Annotated in this window: 4 protein-coding genes; all 4 read right to left on the reverse strand. The window is 28.9% G+C overall.

All coding sequences use genetic code 11. The annotated features are described in order from the left end of the window. Positions 1-173: 173 nt before the first annotated feature. Positions 174-551, reverse strand: coding sequence for a hypothetical protein (locus C3E90_RS09740; protein ID WP_236915452.1), 378 nt, complete (start codon positions 549-551; stop codon positions 174-176). A 93-nt stretch (positions 552-644) separates the two neighbouring features. Then, positions 645-911 (reverse strand): hypothetical protein, encoded by a 267-nt coding sequence (locus C3E90_RS09745; protein ID WP_236915453.1) that lies wholly within the window; start codon positions 909-911, stop codon positions 645-647. 105 nt (positions 912-1,016) lie between these two features. Continuing rightward, on the reverse strand, positions 1,017-1,388 hold the full coding sequence (locus C3E90_RS09750; RefSeq protein ID WP_236915454.1) for a hypothetical protein: 372 nt from the start codon (positions 1,386-1,388) through the stop codon (positions 1,017-1,019). 315 nt (positions 1,389-1,703) lie between these two features. Then, on the reverse strand, positions 1,704-2,204 hold a 501-nt coding region (locus tag C3E90_RS09755), incomplete at its 5' end, for a Fic family protein (protein ID WP_236915455.1).

A 2,204-nucleotide genomic window follows, 5' to 3' on the forward strand; every position in this document is an offset into this window, starting at 1 on the left:
TATAGCCATATAATTTCAGCACCTGGTCTCAATCCTGCTTTTTTTAATATTTCTTCTGGTATCTTTAGACTTCGGTCCTCATTCAGCTTAGAAATAAGACTCATTATTAACACTTCCTTCCTTTTATAGATATCTTAGGAGATATTAACTTACATATATTATATCATTATTTTTTACACATTGTCTGAATTTGTACTAGTTTTTCTTGCCTTTACTATAATTATAGATGCAATTTGTATTATGAAAGAAACAATTGTTATTAGTACTAAAAGACCAACAGGAGTAAAGGGCTTGAAATACCAGCTCCATACTTCTGATTGTAGCTTTCTTAAAATAAAAAAATATGATGAAATAAAACTTAATATGTTCCCAATAATAAGTATAATAGTATTATTTGTCCTAATAGCAGTGCCACAAAGAATTCCAAAACCTGCTATCATAAATCCATAGAATATCATTGTTCCAGAAGTAGCATCACCATTCATAGCCAGATATCCATATGGAATACAATAAGCCATAAGCATTAAAAATTTTATTAGTTTTTTATTCATGTACCTTGTTCCCCCAATTTATATTTTGTTACACCTAAATCTATTAATGAACATTTTAGAAAGAATGTGTCTTAAGCTACAACTTTTCAAGAATTATAACTCATTATATAAGGCAAACCCACTTAGTAACATTCCAAAACCCCCAACCAATGATAATATTAAACCAACCGTTCTAAAATTGGATGTATTTGTATCAATAATTCTTTCATGTTGGCTAGTATCCATAGATCCACCATTTTTCTGTATAGCATTATTGCCCATTCTGTTACCTATTGCAGTAGAAGATAGAATTATTATTAATCCTACAATAAGCATAATTACCATAATATATAATGTTCTTTTTGCTATTATCTTTTTCAAAATCATATTCCCCCTTGCCTAATTTAATATAATTAACAAGACGCCTAGATACACCGTTACGATATAGTTTATTAATAATGTGTCGTTATTTCTTAGAGTAATTATCTATTTCTTAACTATTAGACAAACTGGTGTATCTGTACTATTATCTAGGAATTCAAAATCATGAATGCTTAATTCTGATATATGAACAGATTTTTGGCTTGCTACTCCACATGTATCTAACCACATGTTCCAGATTTCTATTTCATTTAAATTTTCTAATTGTTCCTTTAAGTAGTTAATAAACTGTCTAGCACTTGATTTTGCAGAAATCCAGTGTAATTCGGAAAAATATTTTTTATCAGAATAATCCTTTGCGTATGAATCTGAATAATACATATTATTACTAATTTCAAATTTATTTATATGCCCTTCATAAGAACTCTCAACTACTTCCAATGGCTTATCACTTGCTAAAAACATGAATATGCTCAATGTTTATCACTTCCTTATTAAATTTCTATATTGCACATCTATCTACGAATGTCGTATCACCGGAACAAGACAGAGCCTGTTCCCTAACGCCGCATAAAATTACTTATACACATTATACCATTTCCTTATGGTCCGTGGTAACCCCTAAATCCTAATTTATAATCAATAAGGCTTGTCCACTACTTATGATACGGTTCACCGTATCAATTCTACTAGCAAAATAAATAGAATGTATTTAATAGTTAATATTGATTGCTAAAATTAAAGCATTAGGCTTAATTATAAACCTAATGCTCCTATTTGTTTTATAATTAACTAATCATTATTAAAATCATTTGCCATTTCTAAAACTGAAATATATCTTTTCAACTCTTCTTGTACATATTCCTCAATCATTTCTATTAACATCTGAGGATTAGAATTATTTAAGTGAAAATCCGTAAAACAATTATAGTATCTTTTTCTATCCTTAAACTTGATATTAATAGGAGGGTACCCTTCTTTCATAAGTTCAAAATTCATAATTAAACGTCCAGTCCTACCATTTCCATCTATAAATGGATGTATAGCTTCAAATTGCAAATGAAATAATGCAACTTTTTCAATTATATGTTTATCCTTCATGCTTTCATTATATTCATTAATTAATTGTTCCATTAATACTGGTACCAAATATGGTTGAGGTGGTTCATGCACTGCCCCTAAAATAGTAACTGGTATACGTCTATATTTTCCCCTATCTTGAGGCTTATCCATTAAAACTATGCTATGAATATCCTTTATAATATTCTCCGATAAGGGTATTTTTTCTTTCAC

This window comes from Clostridium sp. Cult2 (assembly GCF_021655075.1).
Taxonomy (GTDB): Bacteria; Bacillota; Clostridia; order Tissierellales; family Tepidimicrobiaceae; genus Schnuerera.